The organism is Enterobacter sp. WPR_3_1 (genome assembly GCF_003635055.1).
GTDB classification, from domain to species: domain Bacteria; phylum Pseudomonadota; class Gammaproteobacteria; order Enterobacterales; family Enterobacteriaceae; genus Enterobacter; species Enterobacter ludwigii.
In genome coordinates, this window is sequence record NZ_RBXU01000014.1 from 1 (window position 1) to 16,731 (window position 16,731).

The 16,731-nt window shown below is 53.8% G+C and carries 13 protein-coding genes and 5 tRNA genes; 3 read left to right on the top strand and 15 right to left on the bottom strand.

What is annotated here, in order from left to right:
* The 5 genes from BJ887_RS19610 to BJ887_RS19630 all read right to left on the bottom strand — a co-directional run.
* Positions 1–719 (bottom strand): elongation factor Tu (locus BJ887_RS19610; protein ID WP_121340313.1); only part of this gene is annotated, 719 nt, incomplete at its 3' end.
* A gap of 118 nt (positions 720–837) precedes the next feature.
* Positions 838–913: transfer RNA gene (locus tag BJ887_RS19615), tRNA-Thr, on the bottom strand.
* Between the two features lie 6 nt (positions 914–919).
* Positions 920–994, bottom strand: a tRNA-Gly gene (locus BJ887_RS19620).
* A gap of 116 nt (positions 995–1,110) precedes the next feature.
* Positions 1,111–1,195 (bottom strand) — tRNA-Tyr (locus BJ887_RS19625).
* Positions 1,196–1,203: 8 nt separating this feature from the next.
* A tRNA-Thr gene (locus BJ887_RS19630) sits at positions 1,204–1,279 on the bottom strand.
* Between the two features lie 315 nt (positions 1,280–1,594).
* Between BJ887_RS19630 and coaA the strand changes: the two genes are divergently transcribed.
* Positions 1,595–2,545: a type I pantothenate kinase gene (gene coaA, locus BJ887_RS19635; protein WP_025206418.1), complete on the top strand. Its 951-nt coding sequence runs from the start codon at positions 1,595–1,597 to the stop codon at positions 2,543–2,545.
* Positions 2,546–2,595: 50 nt separating this feature from the next.
* On the opposite strand, the gene dppF is transcribed toward coaA, so the two are convergent.
* From dppF to BJ887_RS19685, 9 genes are all read right to left on the bottom strand, one after another.
* Positions 2,596–3,609: a dipeptide ABC transporter ATP-binding subunit DppF gene (dppF, locus tag BJ887_RS19640; protein WP_020882631.1), complete on the bottom strand. Its 1,014-nt coding sequence runs from the start codon at positions 3,607–3,609 to the stop codon at positions 2,596–2,598.
* Complete coding sequence (gene dppD, locus BJ887_RS19645; RefSeq protein ID WP_014168148.1) at positions 3,606–4,589, bottom strand: dipeptide ABC transporter ATP-binding protein; 984 nt, start codon at positions 4,587–4,589, stop codon at positions 3,606–3,608. Before dppD ends, dppF begins: the two co-directional genes overlap by 4 nt.
* A 10-nt stretch (positions 4,590–4,599) precedes the next feature.
* The gene (gene dppC, locus BJ887_RS19650; protein WP_014168147.1) at positions 4,600–5,502 is read right to left on the bottom strand and encodes a dipeptide ABC transporter permease DppC; all 903 of its coding nucleotides are present in this window, start codon (positions 5,500–5,502) and stop codon (positions 4,600–4,602) included.
* Positions 5,503–5,511: 9 nt separating this feature from the next.
* Complete coding sequence (gene dppB / locus BJ887_RS19655; RefSeq protein WP_020882632.1) at positions 5,512–6,531, bottom strand: dipeptide ABC transporter permease DppB; 1,020 nt, start codon at positions 6,529–6,531, stop codon at positions 5,512–5,514.
* Between the two features lie 161 nt (positions 6,532–6,692).
* Positions 6,693–8,300 carry a dipeptide ABC transporter periplasmic-binding protein DppA gene (gene dppA / locus BJ887_RS19660; protein ID WP_014168145.1) on the bottom strand — a complete coding sequence of 536 codons (1,608 nt, stop codon included), beginning with the start codon at positions 8,298–8,300 and terminating at the stop codon, positions 6,693–6,695.
* Positions 8,301–8,920: 620 nt separating this feature from the next.
* Positions 8,921–8,997 (bottom strand) — tRNA-Pro (locus tag BJ887_RS19670).
* A gap of 91 nt (positions 8,998–9,088) precedes the next feature.
* Entirely contained in the window at positions 9,089–10,780 is a 1,692-nt protein-coding gene (gene eptB, locus BJ887_RS19675) for a kdo(2)-lipid A phosphoethanolamine 7''-transferase (protein WP_025206419.1), read from the bottom strand.
* A gap of 261 nt (positions 10,781–11,041) precedes the next feature.
* Positions 11,042–12,244 (bottom strand): MFS transporter, encoded by a 1,203-nt coding sequence (locus tag BJ887_RS19680; protein WP_025206420.1) that lies wholly within the window; start codon positions 12,242–12,244, stop codon positions 11,042–11,044.
* Positions 12,245–12,482: 238 nt separating this feature from the next.
* Positions 12,483–13,181: an autotransporter domain-containing protein gene (locus tag BJ887_RS19685; protein WP_020882635.1), complete on the bottom strand. Its 699-nt coding sequence runs from the start codon at positions 13,179–13,181 to the stop codon at positions 12,483–12,485.
* A 162-nt stretch (positions 13,182–13,343) separates the two neighbouring features.
* On the opposite strand from BJ887_RS19685, the gene tag reads away from it, so the two are divergent.
* Both tag and BJ887_RS19695 read left to right on the top strand, forming a co-directional pair.
* Positions 13,344–13,925 (top strand): DNA-3-methyladenine glycosylase I, encoded by a 582-nt coding sequence (gene tag / locus BJ887_RS19690; RefSeq protein ID WP_078775034.1) that lies wholly within the window; start codon positions 13,344–13,346, stop codon positions 13,923–13,925.
* Positions 13,903–14,343 carry an N-acetyltransferase gene (locus BJ887_RS19695; protein WP_044858831.1) on the top strand — a complete coding sequence of 147 codons (441 nt, stop codon included), beginning with the start codon at positions 13,903–13,905 and terminating at the stop codon, positions 14,341–14,343. The genes tag and BJ887_RS19695 overlap by 23 nt, the downstream gene beginning before the upstream one ends.
* Here BJ887_RS19695 and BJ887_RS19700 read toward each other — a convergent pair.
* Positions 14,312–16,591, bottom strand: a complete 2,280-nt coding sequence (locus BJ887_RS19700) for a molybdopterin guanine dinucleotide-containing S/N-oxide reductase (protein WP_229216862.1) — start codon at positions 16,589–16,591, stop codon at positions 14,312–14,314. The genes BJ887_RS19695 and BJ887_RS19700 overlap by 32 nt on opposite strands.
* Positions 16,592–16,731 lie beyond the last annotated feature (140 nt).

Below are 16,731 nucleotides of genomic sequence, written 5' to 3' on the forward strand. Positions count from 1 at the left end.
CCAACTTTGATGATACCGCGCTCAACACGACCGGTAACAACGGTACCACGACCGGAGATGGAGAATACGTCTTCGATTGGCAGCAGGAACGGCTTATCAATCGCACGCTCTGGTTCTGGGATGTAAGAATCCAGGAAGCCAGCCAGTTCGATGATTTTCGCTTCCCACTCAGCGTCGCCTTCCAGCGCTTTCAGCGCGGAACCACGAACGATTGGGGTGTCGTCGCCTGGGAAATCGTACTGAGACAGCAGTTCACGAACTTCCATCTCTACCAGTTCCAGCAGCTCTTCGTCATCAACCATGTCACATTTGTTCAGGAACACGATGATGTAAGGAACGCCTACCTGACGACCCAGCAGGATGTGCTCACGGGTCTGAGGCATTGGGCCGTCAGTCGCAGCAACAACCAGGATCGCGCCGTCCATCTGCGCAGCACCGGTGATCATGTTTTTAACATAGTCGGCGTGGCCTGGGCAGTCTACGTGCGCGTAGTGGCGAGTCGGGGTGTCGTACTCAACGTGAGAGGTGTTGATGGTGATACCACGAGCTTTTTCTTCTGGCGCGTTATCGATCTGGTCGAATGCACGAGCAGAACCACCGTAGGTTTTAGCCAGAACGGTAGTGATTGCAGCGGTCAGCGTTGTTTTACCATGGTCAACGTGGCCGATAGTACCGACGTTAACGTGCGGTTTTGTACGTTCAAACTTTTCTTTAGACATCGATTGTCCCTCTAAGACACGGATAAATCGGTGATATCACCACATCAACCAGGCGAAATGCCTGAATTGTTGAATACAGTAAAATTGAAACAGAGAGAAACGGGAAGGAGAAGTGAAGTGGTGCTGATACCCAGAGTCGAACTGGGGACCTCACCCTTACCAAGGGTGCGCTCTACCAACTGAGCCATATCAGCACGTATTGGAGCGGGCAGCGGGAATCGAACCCGCATCATCAGCTTGGAAGGCTGAGGTAATAGCCATTATACGATGCCCGCATCCTGAAACTCGGCTACCCAGTTCTTTCTGTAACAAAAAAAGAGATTTCTCTCTTTTTAGGTTCGAGCTGATTCAATTTTCAAACCAGCTCCGGCGGCTTAACGCTGCCAGAAAGTGGTGGTGGGGGAAGGATTCGAACCTTCGAAGTCTGTGACGGCAGATTTACAGTCTGCTCCCTTTGGCCGCTCGGGAACCCCACCGGACTTGATGGTGCCGACTACCGGAATCGAACTGGTGACCTACTGATTACAAGTCAGTTGCTCTACCTACTGAGCTAAGTCGGCATCAAGTAGCGCGCATTCTATGGAGACATGCGCAGTCATGCAACTAAAAAATTGCATAAAACGTTCTTTCGCTCACATTTTATTCGAAACAAGGGTTAACCGCTGTAAATTCATCCACTCAAGGTCAAAAATTCAACATCGGCGCCCGATTTACACCACTTATACCGTATCGTGATGGCTCCCGCGTAAAGCATCGCTTCCCCATATTTTTTCTTATTATTCCTGTCATCTGGTGTTAACCTCCTGCCCATTGTCCAAAATTAACTACGTTGAGCCCGGACGCGCTGTGTTGTGCTGGCTCACTGAAGCATGCTTATGAGCAAAAAAGAGCAAACGTTAATGACACCTTATCTTCAGTTTAACCGTAGCCAGTGGGCTGCACTGCGTGACTCCGTCCCGATGACGCTGACGGAAGGCGAAATCGCACGGTTAAAGGGGATAAACGAAGATCTGTCGCTGGAAGAAGTGGCAGAAATCTATTTACCACTCTCGCGCTTGCTTAACTTCTATATCAGCTCCAACCTGCGCCGTCAGGCGGTGCTGGAGCAGTTCCTCGGGACGAACGGCCAACGCATTCCTTATATCATCAGCATTGCAGGCAGCGTGGCCGTCGGTAAAAGCACCACCGCACGCGTATTGCAGGCGTTACTGAGCCGGTGGCCAGAACACCGCAGCGTGGAGCTCATCACCACTGACGGTTTCCTGCACCCGAATGAGGTGTTAAAGGAACGCGGGCTTATGAAGAAGAAGGGCTTCCCGCTCTCTTATGATATGCACCGTCTGGTGAAGTTTGTCTCTGACCTGAAATCGGGCGCGCCTAACGTGACGGCTCCTGTCTATTCGCACCTGATCTACGATCGCATCCCGGGTGGAGACAAAACGGTGGTTCAGCCGGATATCCTGATCCTCGAAGGGTTAAACGTCCTGCAAAGCGGGATGGATTATCCTCACGATCCCCATCATGTGTTTGTCTCTGACTTCGTCGATTTCTCTATTTATGTCGATGCGCCGGAAGACCTGTTGCAGAACTGGTATATCAACCGCTTCCTGAAGTTCCGTGAAGGCGCGTTCACCGATCCTGACTCCTATTTCCACCACTACGCCCAGCTTTCTGAAGAAGAAGCCATTAATGTGGCGAGAGGGCTGTGGAATGAGATCAACTACGTGAACCTGAAAGAGAACATCCTGCCCACCCGTGAGCGCGCCAGCCTGATCCTCACCAAGAGTGAGAAACACGCTGTCGACCAGATCCGTCTGCGCAAGTAATCACGCAGACATAAAAAAACCGGCTTAGCGCCGGTTTTTTTATTGATGGATTACGCCATCGGCTTTTCGCCATTCTCATCCTGATCGACCGCGAAGCAGGCAACCAGCTGACCGCCATAATCCTTAAGCTGTGGCTGTAACTGGGTGCACGGGCCAAAGCGGCGACTGCAGCGGGCGTTGAATGCACAGCCTGGAGGCGGATTCAGCGGGCTGGGCAATTCACCCGTCAGCTTGATACGCTCACGACGATCGTCAGGGTTCAGACGCGGGGTCGCAGACAGCAGCGCCTGGGTGTACGGGTGACGAGGATGAGTAAAGATCTGCTCTTTTGTCCCCTTCTCCACGCAGCGCCCCAGATACATCACCATCACTTCGTCGGCAATGTGTTCCACAACCGACAGGTCGTGCGAAATAAACACGTACGACAGCCCCATGTCCTGCTGCAGATCCATCATCAGGTTCAACACCTGCGCACGCACAGAAACGTCGAGGGCTGATACCGGCTCATCGGCGATGACCACGTCAGGGTCGAGCATCAAACCACGCGCAATCGCGATACGCTGGCGCTGGCCGCCAGAGAACATATGCGGATAACGATCGTAATGCTCGGTCTTCAGGCCCACTTTCGCCATCATCGCCAGCGCTTTTTCACGACGCTGCTCTTTGTTCAGATTGCTGTTAATCAGCAGGGGCTCTTCCAGAATCTGTCCCACTTTTTTACGCGGGTTCAACGATCCGTACGGGTTCTGGAACACAATCTGGATTTTCTGACGGCGCAGTTTCTGCGCCTGCGGATCGTGCTTGAGCAGGTCCTGTCCCTGATAATAGAGCTCACCGCCGGTGGGGACTTCAATCATTGTCAGCAAACGACCCAACGTCGATTTGCCACAGCCTGACTCACCGACCACCGCCAGGGTTTTGCCGCGTTCAAGGGTAAAGGATACGCCATCCAACGCTTTCACCAGGCGTTCAGGCGCAAACAGCCCCTTCTTCACCGGATAGTATTTTTTCAGGTCGATAGCCTGCAACAGCGGTTGTTGCGTGGTGGCCTGTTGCGTACTCATAGTGTTGGCCTCCCGGCATCATCGAGTGGGTAGTGGCATTTCGACTGACGACCGTCAGCAAGCAGGTTGAGCTCTGGCTCTTCTGCACGACATTTGTCTGTAGCATACGGACAACGCGGATTAAGCAGGCAGCCCTGCGGTCGGTCATATTTACCCGGTACGACGCCCGGAAGTGATGCCAGACGCGCTTTGTCCTGGGCAAACTCCGGCAGCGCACGCAAAAGCGCCTGCGTATACGGGTGACGCGGCGCGCGGAAAATATCGTGCGAATGTCCAGTCTCGACCACCTGACCTGCGTACATCACGATAATTTTGTGCGCCGCTTCGGCCACCAGCGCCAGGTCATGCGTAATCAGCACCAGCGCCATGTTCTCTTTCTGCTGCAGTTCCAGCAGCAGCTCGATGATCTGCGCCTGGATAGTCACGTCCAGTGCCGTTGTCGGTTCATCCGCAATCAGCAGTTTTGGCCGACAGGCAATCGCCATGGCGATCATCACACGCTGGCTCATCCCACCGGAGAGCTGGTGCGGGTAAACGTCCAGACGCGATGCCGGGTCAGGGATACCAACCTGATTCAGCAGATCGATCGCACGCTGACGCCGGGTCTTCTTATTCCCGCCCTGGTGCACCTTGATGGCTTCCATAATCTGGAATCCCACGGTGTAACAAGGATTCAGGCTGGTCATTGGGTCCTGGAAGATCATCGCCACTTCCGCACCGACCAGCTGGCGGCGCTGCTTTTCGGAGATACGCTGCAGGTCCTGACCGTTAAACTCCAGACTTTCGGCCATGACGCGGCCGGGATAATCAATCAGCCCCATGATGGCCAGTGAACTGACCGACTTACCGGAACCCGACTCACCCACAATGCCGACCACTTCGCCCTGATTTACGCTGTAGCTGATGCGGTCCACGGCGCGAAACGGAGTGCCTTCGTCACCGAAGTGCACCGATAATTTATCTACATTTAATAACGCCATCTCGTGCCTCTTACTGCTTCAGTTTGGGATCAAGTGCATCACGCAGGCCATCACCCATCAGGTTAAATGCCAGCACCGTCAGCAGGATTGCCAGACCCGGGAAGGTCACAACCCACCAGGCGCTTTGGGCGAACTGCAACACATCGGAGAGCATGGTGCCCCACTCCGGTGTTGGCGGCTGCGCACCCATGCCCAGGAAGCCAAGAGCGGCCATATCAAGAATGGCGTTAGAGAAACCGAGCGACGCCTGAACAATCAGCGGCGCCAGGCAGTTCGGGAAGATGTTAACGAACATTTGACGCATCGCGCCAGCACCCGCCACGCGGGAGGCCGTTACGTAGTCGCGGTTTACTTCCACCAGCACCGCCGCGCGCGTGAGTCGCACATAGTGGGGAAGCGCCACGAAGGTTAATGCCAGCGCGGCGTTACTGATCGACGGACCAAAAATCGCCACCAGTACCAGCGCCAACAGCAAGCTGGGCAGCGCCAGCATGATATCGACGATACGCATGATGATGTTATCGATAATGCCGCCGAAGTAGCCGGCAACCAGACCGAGTACGATCCCCATAACCAGCGACAACACGACCACCAGGCAGCCGACCAGCAGCGACAGACGCGCACCGTACATCAGACGCGACAGCACATCGCGGCCCACGTCATCGGTACCCAGCAGGTGCGACAGGCTACCGCCGTCCTGCCATGCTGGCGGTGCCAGCAACGCATCACGGAACTGATCCGCCGGGTTATACGGTGCAAGTACGTTGGCAAACACCGCAATCAGGATCATGACAGAGACATAAACCAGCCCCACCACCGCGCCTTTGTTGCGCTTGAAGTAGTGCCAGAATTCCTGCAGCGGCGTCATGGGAACCGGTGCAGTAACCACTTTATTTTCAGAAACGTGTGACATGATGGCCCCTTACTTCTTATGACGAATACGCGGGTTCACCACGCCGTAGAGCAAATCGACCAGCAGGTTGACGAGAATAATCATCGTCGCGACCAGCAATACCCCGCCCTGCACTACCGGATAATCACGGCGTTGCAGTGCGTCAATCAGCCAGCGTCCGAGGCCCGGCCAGGAGAAGATGGTTTCGGTCAGGATCGCCCCCGCCAGCAACGTCCCCACCTGCAGACCAATAACGGTCACCACCGGCAGCATGGCGTTACGCAGGGCGTGAACGATAATGACGCGCATACGCGTCAGGCCTTTGGCGCGTGCGGTGCGAATGTAATCCTCACCCAACACTTCCAGCATTGAAGAACGGGTCATACGCACGATAACCGCCAGAGGAATGGTACCGAGCACCATCGCAGGCAGGATCATATGTGCCACCGCATCAATGAAGTTACCCTCTTCGCCCCAGATAGCCGTATCGATCAGCATGAAACCGGTCAGAGGATTCGTATCATCCAGGAAGACCATATCGCTGACGCGTCCGGAGACCGGCGTCAGGTTTAGCTGCACCGAGACCAGCATGATCAGCATCATGCCCCACCAGAAGATAGGCATGGAGTAACCCGTCAGCGCCAGGCCAACAGCCGTATGGTCGAAAATAGAGCCACGTTTCACGGCAGCCAGGACCCCAACAGGGATACCCACCGCAGTGGCGAAAATCATGGCGCAGACACCAAGCTCCAGTGTCGCTTTAAAACGCGGCACGAACTCGTCCCACACCGGAAGACGGCTTTTCAGCGAAATCCCTAAATCACCGTGCAACACGCCCCAGATATAGTTGAGGTATTGCTGCCACAGTGGTTTGTTCAGGCCAAGCTCAGCCAGCAGCTGTGCATGGCGTTCAGGTGAAATACCACGCTCGCCCGCCATAATCATTACCGGGTCGCCGGGGATCATATGGACGAAGGCAAAAGTGAGAAGGGTGATACCGATAAACGTGGGGATAACAAGTCCCAGACGTCGGAGGATGAACTGCAACATAACCCGGATTCTCTCTGATGACGTACAACCAGTTGGCGTGACGTCTGTATTGCTCACAAATGTAAATTCCCTCTCTCTTCAGGAGAGGATTAGGGTGAGGGAATGCATGCACGCCCTCACCCCTGCCCTCTCCGTGAAGGAGAGGGTGAACACCCTACTTATTATTCAACAGAGACGTTTTCGAAGTGGTGTTTGCCCAGTGGATCAACCACGTAGCCCTTCACTTCTTTACGCACTGGTTCGTATACGGTGGAGTGAGCCACAATCAGAGCCGGAGCCTGATCGTGCATCACAACCTGAGCCTGTTTGTACAGCTCGATACGTTTGTTGTGATCGTCGGTCGCACGCGCCGGCTGGATCAGGTCTTCAAACGGCTTATAGCACCAGCGAGAGTAGTTAGAACCGTCTTTCGCAGCTGCACAGCTGAACAGGGTAGCGAAGAAGTTGTCCGGATCCCCATTGTCACCGGTCCAGCCCATCATCACCGCCTGATGCTCACCCGCTTTGGCACGCTTCAGATACTCGCCCCACTCATAGGTCACAATCTTGGCCTGAACGCCCACTTTAGCCCAGTCAGCCTGAACCATTTCAGCCATACGGCGTGCGTTCGGGTTATACGGACGCTGTACTGGCATCGCCCACAGCTCAACGGTAAAGCCTTTCTCCTGGCCTGCTTCTTTCAGCAGCGCTTTCGCTTTCTCAGGATCGTAGGTGTAGTCTTTAACGTCGTCGTTATAGCCCCACATGGTTGGTGGGATCAGGTTCTTGGCGGCAACACCCGCGCCCTGATAGACCGCTTTAATGATCGCTTCTTTATTCACCGCATAGGTCAGCGCCTGACGGACTTTCACGTCATCAAACGGTTTCTTCTCGGTGTTGAAGGAGAGGTAACCCACGTTCAGACCAGCCTGCTCCAGCAGGTTGATGTTTTTATCCTGCTTCATGCGCGCGATGTCAGCCGGGTTCGGGTATGGCATGACCTGGCATTCATTTTTCTGCAGTTTTGCGTAACGCACAGAAGCATCAGGCGTGATGGAGAAGACCAGACGGTCGATCTGCGGCTTGGTGCCCCAGAAGCCCGGGAAGGCTTTATACAGAATACGGGAATCTTTCTGGTACTGCAGAAGCTGGAACGGACCGGTACCGATTGGGTTCAGGTCCACTTTCTCCGGGGTGCCGGCTTTCAGCATGTTGTCCGCGTACTCTTTAGACAGAATAGAGGCGAAGTCCATGGCCAGGTCAGCCAGGAATGGTGCTTCCGGACGCGTCAGCACGAACTGAACGGTTTTATCGTCCACTTTTTTCACTTCAGCGATCAGGTCCTGCAGGCCCATCCCTTCGAAGTATTCATAGCTGCCGCCAGACACTTTGTGATACGGGTTCTGAGCGTTTTTCTGACGGTCGAAGGAGAACACAACGTCATCGGCGTTAAAATCGCGCGTTGGTTTGAATTCTTTGTTGTCCTGCCACTTCACGCCCTGGCGCAGGTGGAAGGTATAGGTCTTACCGTCTTCGCTGACGTCCCACTTCTCCGCCAGACCTGGGATCACTTCCGTGGTACCGGTTTTGAATTCAACCAGACGGTTATAGATAGGCACAGAGCTTGCGTCGTAAGTCGTACCAGAGGTAAAGAGCTGTGGGTTAAAGCCTTCCGGCGAGCCTTCAGAACAGTAAACCAGGGTTTTTGCCTGTACGCTTGCTGCCACGGTCATAGCCACCAGGCTCAGACCAAGCTTCAGCATCCCTGACTTCTTCAAGGAAATACTCATTATTCTGCTCCAATGTGATGTTTTGCTTTGTTGTGTTACGCCGCCAGACCTTTATTTATTTTTTACCCGGTCCGGTCGGTGATGCCCGAAGGCGTTTAAGGGATGGAGAATCCTTTCAGAAGAGCGTTTGAGTTGCAGCGCAGATCGTCCCTGAAATGCCCCTCATGCCCTACAATCTGTCAACAGAATGTGAAAACGTCAATACAGGTGACGGGGATTTACGCTGAGTGTGAGAAACCGCAAACAAAGATTAAAAAAACTATGTATGCCAGTTTTCAGCAGGGAAATTTATGCTACTCGCCATGTTGCAGCACAATTATCTTCATATTTCGCAACAATCAGTGATTAACTTTTATTCAGATCGGGTAAATTTTCTTGCAGAACGGTGATTATCTGAGCACTAAATACCACGAACGTTAAAACGCACAGCGAAAAATGCTGAGGTTATCCATAAGCAACGCGAAAAAAGATCAATCTATATATAAAAAAATACAATGGATTATGTCACAAAATCGTTAACAGACAGGAAGAAGGCGGGATAAGGGGCGTTTTTGTGAATCAGGATGAGTAAGCTGCTAATGCAAAAAGGGCTAACCTTGCGGTTAGCCCTTCTTTAAATGTGGTCGGCGAGAGAGGATTCGAACCTCCGACCCACTGGTCCCAAACCAGTTGCGCTACCAAGCTGCGCTACTCGCCGAATGCGGAGCGCATCTTACTGCTGAGGTGCGCCCCCGTCAATCCCTTAAATTAAAAAAGCCCTTCAACTGGCGATATTCTCGCCAGACGCGTTACTGCGCGGCTTTCGCCTTGCTATCAGGGAGTTTGCACCAGTTGTTATTTTCGTTGATACCGCCATCAGGAGAGGTATAACCCAGGCAACCCAAAATGGTGTCGTACAGCTCAACATGACGACGCGGCACCTTCATGTCTGCCTCTTTTTTCAGGTGGGCAAACATCTTCGCTTTCTCCGGGTCTTCGAGGTACTTGTCCGACATCCACACCATCATGGGCACGCGGAACTGTTCCGGAGGAGCCATATTACGTGGCGTACCATGCAGGTGCTCAAATTCATTAATTGACTCACCGTGATCCGCTGCATAGAACACAATCGCTTTCTTATCGCGTACCTGGTCAATCACCGAATCGATAAAGTGATCCACATACAACACTGAGTTATCGAAAGAGTTAATCAACTGGTCTTTGGTACAGTCTTTATCCACACCAATACATTCCGGCGTCCACCTGGCAAAGCTACGCGGATAACGTTGGGTGTAATTAAAGTGCGATCCTTTGGTATGCAGAATAATCATATGCTTACCATCAGGATTTCCATTAAGAGAGAGCTTCATCTCATTAATCAGCAACATATCATCGACAGACTTGCCACGGTTACGTGGCTCCGCACCGATTTGCTCACGATAGGCAATGTTCTGCGCCATGGTGTTACTGTAGAACCACATCTCGCTTTGCATTGCATACAGGGCGGAAGTAAAGCCGAGCTGGTGAAGCACCGAGAAGACATTTTGCTCTTTCAGTGTTCGCTGCGGGTTATCGCTCGCCCCACCCTCGCGCACAAACATGCAGCGTAAGGAGAGCTTGGTGGCGGTATCACAGGAGTAACCGCGATAGGCAACCAGGTTTTTCTCCTGAGCCAGTTTAGGCGTGGTATCACGGTCATAACCCAGAATGCCCATATGATCCCAGCGTGTCGTTTCACCAATGATAAAGACGACATAGGTATCATCGATATCTTTTGGCGCGTCATAGGTAAATTTCTTTGCCGGGTTCAACAACGATTTGTTATCAGAGGATTCATCCACCTGTGCCCAAGCATACAGCCCCAGAGCGGAAATCCAGTTTGACGGCAAATAAGAATTTGCAACCACACCACCGTAGCTTGGCATGTCCACGCCAGACGTACGCTCATAATTTTTCTGCTTCACTTCCAGCAGGCGAATCGGCCCCCAGACCATCAACCCAGCGAGCAGCACAATCGCGACACTTCTGAAACGTTTCCCCGGCGTGCGAATCTGGTGTACCAGCGTGTACCGGCAGCGGTTGCTCCAGATGAGCAGCAGAGGCAAGGTACTGACTGCCACCAGCCAGAGAATAAAGTGCAGACCAACGACCTCTTTAGAGAGATCTATATCCGTCGTCATCACCGAAGCAATAATGCCGTAGCCAATGACAACGTTCATAAAAGTCATGTAATAACTGGCACCAGCGGAGCACAGCACAATAAACGTTGCCAGTACTCGCCATACGCGGCGGCCAAACAGGGTGAGAACCCGGAATAAAAAGAAGGTGACCAGTACAGCAGCGACCAATTCGACAACCGCTGCAACTCCTTTCCAGACGGTAAAATCGTGCGCGTATCCGTCAAACCGACGGAAAAAAACTGCGCCATTCATAAACAGGCCGATGTACAACGCCAGCAAAAAGCAGAGCTTTTGTTGCGCCATCGATTTAATGTATTTCATGCAAGCTACCCGGAAAAAGGGACGGTACCACCGCCCACTCGGTATTAAAAGTAGGCAGATTAGATATACGCTCAGGGGATCGTTAATCAGAAACGTCTACAAGCGTGGTAAGTAGACCACAGGGATGGGAAAAAGTGGCAACAGAGAATGTGATCGGTGCAGTTATTTACAAAAAAGCAAATCCTGAAACCGACGTTTTCATCTAAGTCTCAGTTTTTAAGATAATAAAAAGGCCGGATAACCGGCCTTTTTTTGTTGTTGTCAGGCATGCGCTTCGTTAAAGACTTCACGCTGCGGCTGGCGAATGGTGGTCGACAAGGCCAGCGAGATTATCAGCAAAGCAAATATCACGCAGAAGGTCACATAGAACCCACCGAACAGCGAAGCGATTAACGAGCCGCAGATACTGCCGATGCCAAAGCCCAGATAGATAACACCGTAGTTTTTCGCCAGATTGTTCAGGCCGAAGAACTCACTGACCAGCGACGGGAAGACTGTAATCGTGCCGCCGAAATTAAAGGCCACACAGGCAATTGCGGCGAAGAACGTGGCTTCGTTCAGTGGGGCAAACAACAGCGCCGCCATCCCCACCAGCGAAACAACCTGCCCGATAGTAATCACGCGGATACGGGCAATTTTGTCAGACAGAATCCCGAGCACCAGTCGGCCAGAGAGGTTGGCAATGGAGATGACGGTGACCGCATTCGCCGCTGTTGCCGCATCCAGTTTCACCATTCCCTGAGCAATATCTTTCGCCACCCCAATCACATACAGACCGCTCATGCAGGCTGTCAGGAACATGACCGCCAGCATCCAGTACTGTGGTTGACGCATAGACTGCGCGAGGGTGAAATCATTCTCCACCACACCGTTAACGGTTTTCACCTCTTGCTGCGGCGCATCTTTCATCAGCGTGGCGCCGAACAGGATCATGACCAGAACGATAGCGCCCCAGATCATGAACGTTTTTTCAAGCCCCACGGAAGCAAGCAGGTGGGAATCGATAAATTTAAAACCGAGGCTCCCCAGGCCATAGGACCCAATGGCAAACGCAGAGATTAAACCTTTACGTTCCGGGAACCACTTGACACAGTTTGACAGGGTCAGCAGATAACCTGCACCGTCGGCAAGTCCCACCAGCACCCCGGCGCTCAGCCACAGCATCATCAGGTTGCTGGAATGCGCCGTCAGGAAAAAGCCCACGCCCAACAAGATACCCGATGCCATCGTCACCCGCTTCACGCCGAATCGCTCCTGCAATTTTCCCGCGACGGAAGATGAAAGCGCCAGCCCGAGGCTCAGCAAGCCGAAGGAGAACGCCACCTGGCTGACCGGTGCACCAAGCTTATCGGAAAGTGCACTGTTAAACAGGCTCCAGGTATAGACCGACCCCAGCGCAAACTGGGTCACGATGGTGCCAAAAAGCGTTAGCCAGCGCGTACGGTTGTAAGTTGATGTGTTCATGGCAGTTGTCCTGCAAGAGAAAGTAAGGGAATTCGCTGAGGACAACGATAAACAAAACCTTAATATGCCTGGGGTAAAACGGCATGAAATGCAGGAGGAATGGAATGAAATGCCATAAATCGGGAATGAATGACCTTGCCGGGGAATGAAGCGACAGCGTGTTAGTGACTGCTATCGCTACAACCCCCACGGCTATTGTATTCAGGATGTTATCGGCACGTTTAAAAAAGTAACAACCTTAAAAATTAGCGCTCACGCCCAGGGTGTACATAAACTCCTCACCCGTGGTGGTGTATTCCCCTTGTGCCAACGACGCATAGGCCGCCATATGCGTATTAAACGGAATATCCGTTCCGACGGTTACATCCATCCAGTTGCCGCTTTGTGTCGGTGCAGGTGTCTGTGGCATCCCAAACTGGGATTTCCACTGGTTTTCACCAAACTGCTGGTTATAGCTTATCTGCGCCCACGGGCGAAGCTCGCCGTACTGTGTATCCACGCGCCAGCCGAGCGTGCTGACGCTGGCATGCCAGAGTGGGTCGGTAAGCCCCTGCGTCGTCGCGCTGTCACCAAATTCGTTGATCATCATCGGTGCCGTGCCGTCATAACGCCATGCCATCACCGGACCGGTCGTGATACGCCCTGACACCGGAATGTTCCAGCCCACGCTCATGGCCCCTGCCGGCGTGGAACCCGACGGTAAACTCAGCGCAAGTCCAGGGGCATTTTGTGAGGACTGAATCCGCTCGGCGAGAATATCCTCATAACGCGGTTGGTGATCCGCATCCCATGTATAGCGTTCCGCCGTATTACTTTGGGCGTCTGAAACGATATATTCCTGTTGCCAGGCAAATGCTGTATTACAAAAAAACAGACAGGCTGAAATCCCCGCCAGGCCAGAAACAGCATGGCGACCACTGATTTTTTTTATCATCATCAAAGCGACTCCAGAGAGAGCCGAATTCGGCGATATTTGTCATTGTTTAGGAAGAGTTTTGCGGGCATATGGCCCTGTATTAACTATTGTCTTTATAGTAGACACGTCAAGCCTGACAGAATGAAAATTTTGCGATAACCGTTTCATTAAGGGAGATAACCGATGCAGCGTTGCGGTTGGGTAAGCCAGGATCAGCTTTATATCGACTATCACGATCGGGAATGGGGCGTACCGGAGACAGAAGGGAAAAGGCTTTTTGAGATGATCTGCCTGGAAGGTCAACAGGCGGGCTTGTCATGGATTACGGTGCTTAAGAAACGGGAAAACTATCGTAATGCCTTCCATCAGTTCGATCCGGTCGCCGTCGCTGCCATGACCGAGGACGATGTGGAACGGCTGGTCCAGGATGCAGGCATCATCCGCCATCGCGGTAAGATCCAGGCCATCATTGGTAACGCGCGCGCTTATCTGGCGATGGAGCAAAACGGAGAACCGTTCTCAGAATTTGTCTGGACGTTTGTGAACAATACGCCGCAAATTACCCAGGCCGCCACGCTCGCGGAAATCCCGGCCTCCACCCCGGCGTCAGATGCGCTCTCTAAAGCGCTGAAAAAACGCGGCTTTAAATTTGTCGGCTCCACCATCTGTTACGCCTTTATGCAGGCCTGTGGCCTGGTCAACGACCACGTTACCGGCTGCGTCTGTCATCCAGGGAGGCACCATGATCCGCAAATGGGAAAGTGATAATGCCGGGCCACTCCTGAGTCTGTGGCTTGAAAGCACCACGGAGGCGCACCCGTTTATCAGCGCGAGCTACTGGAAAGAGAACGAAGGTATGGTGCGGGATGTTTACCTGCCCGCCGCCGAAACCTGGGTATGGGAAGAGGATGGAATGCCGCGCGGCTTTATCAGCGTCATGCAGTCCCAGTTTGTAGGCGCGCTGTTTGTCTCAACTGACTTTATTGGTCGGGGGATTGGGCGTGCGCTGCTGAACCATGTTCAACAGCGCTTCCCGTATTTAAGCCTGGAGGTCTACCAGAAAAATGTCCGGGCGGTGAATTTCTATCATGCACAGGGTTTTCGCATTGAAGACAGCGCCTGGCAGGATGACACTCAGCACCCAACGTGGATCATGAGCTGGCAGGCGGATCAAACGCCGTGAGCGTAAGCTCGGGTCCCTGATATTTCTCGACCCAGGCCAGCGCCGTGTTCCCCGCGCAGCCATTCCCCAGCTTCGAGCTGGGGAGATCTTTGGTCAGAACGTTTACTGCACCGTTTTTACAAATACCGCCTTCGCTCGGCTCCAGGTCTGGCCATGCCCCCTGGTGAATGCAGATAACGCCAGGTTTAATCCCGTCGCTCACTACCGCCCCTGCCAGCACCTGGCCACGCTGATTCCAGACGCGAACCACGTCACCGTCAACGATCCCACGCGCGTGTGCATCTGCGCTGTTCAGGGTCACGGGCTCCCGTCCGGCAACCGCATACCGCTCGCGCAGTGATGAATAGTTAAGCTGGCTGTGCAGGCGATGGGCAGGATGGGCCGATAACACCTGCAACTGTTCCGGCTGGGCATTACCGTGCCACTCGTCCGGCTCAAGCCACGTTGGATGCGCCGGACAGTCGGCATACTTAAATTGGGCGATACGCTCGCTGTAGATCACAATCTTCCCGCTCTCGGTTTTCAGCGGATGGTTCTCCGGGTCGCGGCGGAAATCGGCGAAGCGAACAAACTGCGCATTCTGTTCGCTCTCCGGCATCTCAATAATCTGGTTCGCTTCCCAGAACTGCGCAAATGGCGGCAGCGTCACGCCCTGCTGGGCCCCGCGCTGACCTGCAATCTGGTAGAACGTCTCCAGCCACTGCAAATCCGTTTTGCCCTCGGTAAAACGCTCGCGCCCCCCCGTTTCCCACAACTCGCTCAGCTCAGCAAACACCTCAAAATCATCACGCGCCTCATCACGCGGCGCCACGACGCGCTTCATCGGTACCATATGCTGATTGCTGTAGTCACCGGTCATGGTGAGGTCGTTACGCTCAAACGAGGTGGTCGCCGGCAGCACAATATCGGCATGTTTGGCTGAGGCGGTCCAGAAGCATTCTGAGATAACCACCAGTTCTGGCTTCTGCCAGGCGCGGATCAGGCGATTCGTGTCCTGGTGATGAGTAAAGTTCGCGCCGCCGGCCCACCAGACAAACCGGATATCCGGGAAGTGGCGATCCAGACCGTTGTGCTGATAAAACCCGCCCGGGTTTTCCAGGGCTTCAACAATGCGCGCCACCGGGATTTTATCCACGGCATCTACACCGCCCTGAATCGAGCCCTGCAGAGAAGCCAGCACTGCCGCTTTGCGGGTCGGGTTGCCGCCATTGGCGAAGTGATAAGAGAGACCAAACCCACCGCCCGGCGTACCAATCTGCCCTAGCATGGCGGCCAGCGTCACGAGCATCCAGTGTTTCTGCTCACCGAACTGCTGGCGCTGCATCCCCCACCCAGACATTAACATCGTGGTGTTTTGGTGGAATAACGCTGCCAGTTCACGCAGTTTGGCCGCAGGAACCCCACAAATCTCTGCCGCCCACTCTGCCGTTTTGGCCATACCGTCTGTAATGCCCGTCAGATAGTCGGCGAAGTTGTCAAAACCGGTGGTACAGCGTGCGAGGAACCCGGTATCGTGCCAGCCGTTCTCCACCAGCGTATGGGCAATGCCCAGCATCATCGCCACGTCGGTGCCCATATGCGGGGCAATCCACTCGGCGCTGTCGCCGAAGAAGTCCATGGTTTCCGAGCGCATCGGGTCAATGCAGATGATGCGTTTGCCGCTTTTACGCAACGCATCGAAATACGGGATCCCCTGCTCGTCACTGGCATTCCACGCGATTTTCAGGGTGTTGAGCGGGTTGGCGCTCCACAGCACCACCACATCGGTGTGCTCCAGCACCAGCGGCCAGCTGGTCTGCTGCTGATACACTTCGTTACCGCCCACCACGTAGGGCATGATCGCCTGCGCTGCGCCGGTGGAGTAATCACCAAGATGGCCGGTATACCCCCCGGCCAGACTCATATAGCGCTGCAGTAACGTCGAAGCCTTATGCAGCACGCCATTTGAACGCCAGCCGTAAGATCCGGCAAAAATGGACGACGGGCCATACGTGTCGCGAATACGTTTGTGCTGCGCATGGATCAGCGCCAGCGCGTCATCCCAGCTCACCCGGACAAACTCATCCTGACCACGAATACCCTGCGGCTTGTCTGGCGACGCCAGAAATCCTTTACGCACCATCGGCCAGCGCACGCGCGTTTTGCTGTGCACCTGATCGCGAACGACGGTCTGTAAAGAGTTGGGATGTTGCGTTGGCAATGCTCCGCGAGACGACAGAACATTTTCGCCATCGGTCTCGACCAGCATCGGCCCCCAGTGGGCGGCGGTCAGAATCGTTTTTGTTGAGGTGCTCAAGCGTGCGCTCCTGGTTGCGTGCAGGTTTTACGGCCTTCTTAGTGAGGCAGTTTATGGTTTGTCACAAATTTCAGAGTTATACCCGGAATTTT

Bases quoted from the DNA above. Each gene is read 5' to 3' on its own strand.
- coaA (WP_025206418.1), top strand. From the start codon at position 1,595: ATGAGCAAAAAAGAGCAAACGTTAATGACACCTTATCTTCAGTTTAAC.
- dppF (WP_020882631.1), bottom strand. From the start codon at position 3,609: ATGAGTACGCAACAGGCCACCACGCAACAACCGCTGTTGCAGGCTATC.
- dppD (WP_014168148.1), bottom strand. From the start codon at position 4,589: ATGGCGTTATTAAATGTAGATAAATTATCGGTGCACTTCGGTGACGAA.
- dppC (WP_014168147.1), bottom strand. From the start codon at position 5,502: ATGTCACACGTTTCTGAAAATAAAGTGGTTACTGCACCGGTTCCCATG.
- dppB (WP_020882632.1), bottom strand. From the start codon at position 6,531: ATGTTGCAGTTCATCCTCCGACGTCTGGGACTTGTTATCCCCACGTTT.
- dppA (WP_014168145.1), bottom strand. From the start codon at position 8,300: ATGAGTATTTCCTTGAAGAAGTCAGGGATGCTGAAGCTTGGTCTGAGC.
- eptB (WP_025206419.1), bottom strand. From the start codon at position 10,780: ATGAAATACATTAAATCGATGGCGCAACAAAAGCTCTGCTTTTTGCTG.
- BJ887_RS19680 (WP_025206420.1), bottom strand. From the start codon at position 12,244: ATGAACACATCAACTTACAACCGTACGCGCTGGCTAACGCTTTTTGGC.
- BJ887_RS19685 (WP_020882635.1), bottom strand. From the start codon at position 13,181: ATGATGATAAAAAAAATCAGTGGTCGCCATGCTGTTTCTGGCCTGGCG.
- tag (WP_078775034.1), top strand. From the start codon at position 13,344: ATGCAGCGTTGCGGTTGGGTAAGCCAGGATCAGCTTTATATCGACTAT.
- BJ887_RS19695 (WP_044858831.1), top strand. From the start codon at position 13,903: ATGATCCGCAAATGGGAAAGTGATAATGCCGGGCCACTCCTGAGTCTG.
- BJ887_RS19700 (WP_229216862.1), bottom strand. From the start codon at position 16,591: ATGCTGGTCGAGACCGATGGCGAAAATGTTCTGTCGTCTCGCGGAGCA.